General features: G+C 65.5%; 3 protein-coding genes and 1 pseudogene. All 4 read left to right on the forward strand.

Annotation, left to right across the window (positions count from 1 at the left end):
• Nucleotides 1–234, forward strand: a pseudogene (locus WCB02_RS35060) (siroheme synthase CysG); the annotation flags it as partial.
• The gene (locus WCB02_RS35065; protein WP_423965899.1) at nucleotides 231–545 is read left to right on the forward strand and encodes a DUF2849 domain-containing protein; all 315 of its coding nucleotides are present in this window, start codon (nucleotides 231–233) and stop codon (nucleotides 543–545) included. The pseudogene WCB02_RS35060 and the gene WCB02_RS35065, both read left to right, overlap by 4 nt.
• A 12-nt stretch (nucleotides 546–557) precedes the next feature.
• The gene (locus tag WCB02_RS35070; protein WP_423965902.1) at nucleotides 558–2,213 is read left to right on the forward strand and encodes a nitrite/sulfite reductase; all 1,656 of its coding nucleotides are present in this window, start codon (nucleotides 558–560) and stop codon (nucleotides 2,211–2,213) included.
• Nucleotides 2,200–2,715 carry a DUF934 domain-containing protein gene (locus tag WCB02_RS35075; RefSeq protein ID WP_423965905.1) on the forward strand — a complete coding sequence of 172 codons (516 nt, stop codon included), beginning with the start codon at nucleotides 2,200–2,202 and terminating at the stop codon, nucleotides 2,713–2,715. The genes WCB02_RS35070 and WCB02_RS35075 overlap by 14 nt, the downstream gene beginning before the upstream one ends.
• Nucleotides 2,716–2,800: the final 85 nt, after the last annotated feature.

Raw genomic sequence — 2,800 nt, forward strand, 5'->3', positions numbered from 1 at the left:
GGCCTGCTCGCCGCCGGGCGCTCGCCGCAGACTCCGGTCGGCGTGTTCGCGCGGGTGACGCAGCCGGACGCGCGCTGCGCCGTCGGCACGCTCGATCAACTGCCCGGCCTGGTGGACGAGATCGACGGCGGCCCGGCCCTGCTCATCATCGGCGACGTCGTCAGGCATTCCGCGCCGTGGCGCCGCCAGTCTCTCGATCAAACCCTCTCTGACCTGCTGGAAGCCGCCGAATGACCTCTCCCCTGCAACAGAAAATCCGCATCACCGGCCCATCGATCGTCACTGCCAACCGGACCTGGGACGGCGTCGTGATCTATCGCACCGCTGCGAAGGACTGGTCGACCGATCTGTCCCACGCCGCGATCGTGCGCGCCGCCGACGAGGCCCGCACGCTGCTCGCCGAAGCCACCGCCGACGACCTCGGCGCGATCGGTCCCTATATCGCGCCGGTCGAGATCAGGGATGACGGCAAGATCGAACCGGGCAATCTGCGCGAGCAGATTCGCCGCGCCGGCGTCACGATCGGCCTGCCGGTTCAAGTGTAAGGCTCAAACCACATGTACGCATATGACGAGATCGACCGCACGCTGGTCAATGAGCGCGTGTCCGAATTCCGCGATCAGGTGAAGCGCCGGCTGTCCGGCGAACTGACCGAGGACGAATTCAAGATGCTGCGGTTGCAGAACGGCGTCTATCTGCAGCTGCACGCCTATATGCTGCGCGTCGCCATCCCCTATGGCACGCTGTCGTCGGCGCAGCTGCGCAAGCTCGCCCATGTGGCGCGGCGCTACGACCGCGGCTATGGCCATTTCACCACGCGGCAGAACATCCAGTTCAACTGGATCAAGCTCGCCGAATTGCCGGATGCGCTGGCCGACCTCGCCGAGGTCGGCATTCATGCCATGCAGACCTCAGGCAACAACACCCGCAACGTGACCTCGGACCAATGGGCGGGGGTGGCGCCCGGCGAGATCGAGGATCCCCGCATCTGGGCCGAAATCCTCAGGCAATACACCACGCTGCATCCGGAATTCTCGTTCCTGCCGCGCAAGTTCAAGTTCGCGATCACCGCGTCCCCGCACGATCGCGCCGCGATCAAGATCCACGATCTCGGCCTGCGCCTGCACAAGAATGCGGAGGGCGAGACCGGATTCGAGGTGCTGGTCGGCGGCGGGCTCGGCCGCACGCCCTTCATCGGCAAGACCATCAAGCCGTTCGTGCACGGCCATGATCTGTTGAGCTATGTCGAAGCCGTCATGCGCGTCTACAACCAGTATGGCCGCCGCGACAACATCTACAAGGCGCGCATCAAGATCCTGGTGCACGAGCTCGGCGTCGAGAAATTCGCCCAGGAGGTCGAGGACGAATGGCAGGCGATGCGCGAGGGCGCGCTGAAGCTCGATGACGAGATGATCGAGGACATCCGCGCCCGCTTCTTCTATCCGGCCTACGAAAAGCTGTCGCACATGCCGGATGAGCTGAAGCAGGCGGCGCATGACCCGGAGTTCGAGCGCTGGCGCAAGAACGCGGTGTTTCCGCACAAGGTGCCGGGCTATGCCATCGTGACGCTGTCGTTGAAGCCGATCGGCGGCCCGCCCGGCGATGCCACCGCCGAGCAGATGGACGCGCTCGCCGATCTCGCCGACAAATATTCGTTCGGCGAAATCCGCGTCGGCCATGAGCAGAACCTGGCGCTGCCGCATGTCGCGCGACGCGACCTGCCGGCGCTGTGGAAGGCGCTCGACGCGATCGGCCTGGCCACGCCGAACGTCAACCTGGTGTCCGACATCATCGCCTGCCCGGGGCTGGATTATTGCTCGCTCGCCAATGCCCGCTCGATCCCGATCGCGCAGGAACTGACGCGGCGCTTCGCCAATCACGACACCGCCGAACTGATCGGGCGGCTGCACATCAACATCTCCGGCTGCATCAATGCCTGCGGCCATCACCATGTCGGCCATATCGGCATCCTCGGCGTCGAGAAGAACGGCGAGGAGGTCTATCAGATCACGATCGGCGGCCGCGCCGACGAGAACGCTGAACTCGGCACCTTGATCGGGCCCGCGGTGCCCTATGCCGAAGTCGCCGACGTGATCGAGGATATCGTCGAAGCCTATCTCGCGTTGCGCGCTCAACCGGACGAACTGTTCGTCGACGCGGTGAAGCGGCTCGGCGTCGAACCATTCAGGGAGCGCGTTTATGCCACTCGTTAAGGGCGGAAAGATCACCGGCGACAGTTTTGCTGCGGTCGCCGATGGCGCCGAGCCGCCCGCGGCTGGCGACATTCTGGTGTCGGCAGCACGCTTTCTCGCAGATCCCGAGCCGCTGTTGCAGCGTGCGGGCAAGGTCGGCGTGATCTGGCCGAACAACCGCGACGTCGACGATCTCGTGCCTCATCTCGGCCGGCTCGCGGCGGTGGCGCTGGTGTTTCCGAACTTTCGCGACGGCCGGGCCTATAGCCAGGCGCGGTTGCTGCGTGAGCGGTTTTCCTATCACGGCGAATTGCGGGCCACCGGCCAGGTGCTGCGCGACCAGTTCGTCTTCATGCTGCGCGCCGGCTTCGACGCCTTCGAGGTCAAGAAGGATGCCGATGCCGAGGCCTTCGCCCAGACCGTGAAGCGCTACTCGGTGTTCTATCAGCCGACCGGCGACGGCCGGCTTTCGGCGCTGCATCGCCGGATGCAGTTGCGTCATTCCGAGAGTGCAGGGTCATGACCATCGCCGCGCCACGCGTTCTGCCGCAGCCGATCGCGGGCGATCTGCCGGCGGCGCACGAGCTCGATCGGGCGCTGCGCCAGGC

The organism is Bradyrhizobium sp. (assembly GCF_049581145.1).
Lineage (GTDB): Bacteria > Pseudomonadota > Alphaproteobacteria > Rhizobiales > Xanthobacteraceae > Bradyrhizobium.

Coding starts and splice junctions, on each gene's coding strand:
- WCB02_RS35065 (WP_423965899.1), top strand. CDS start 231: ATGACCTCTCCCCTGCAACAGAAAATCCGCATCACCGGCCCATCGATC.
- WCB02_RS35070 (WP_423965902.1), top strand. CDS start 558: ATGTACGCATATGACGAGATCGACCGCACGCTGGTCAATGAGCGCGTG.
- WCB02_RS35075 (WP_423965905.1), top strand. CDS start 2,200: ATGCCACTCGTTAAGGGCGGAAAGATCACCGGCGACAGTTTTGCTGCG.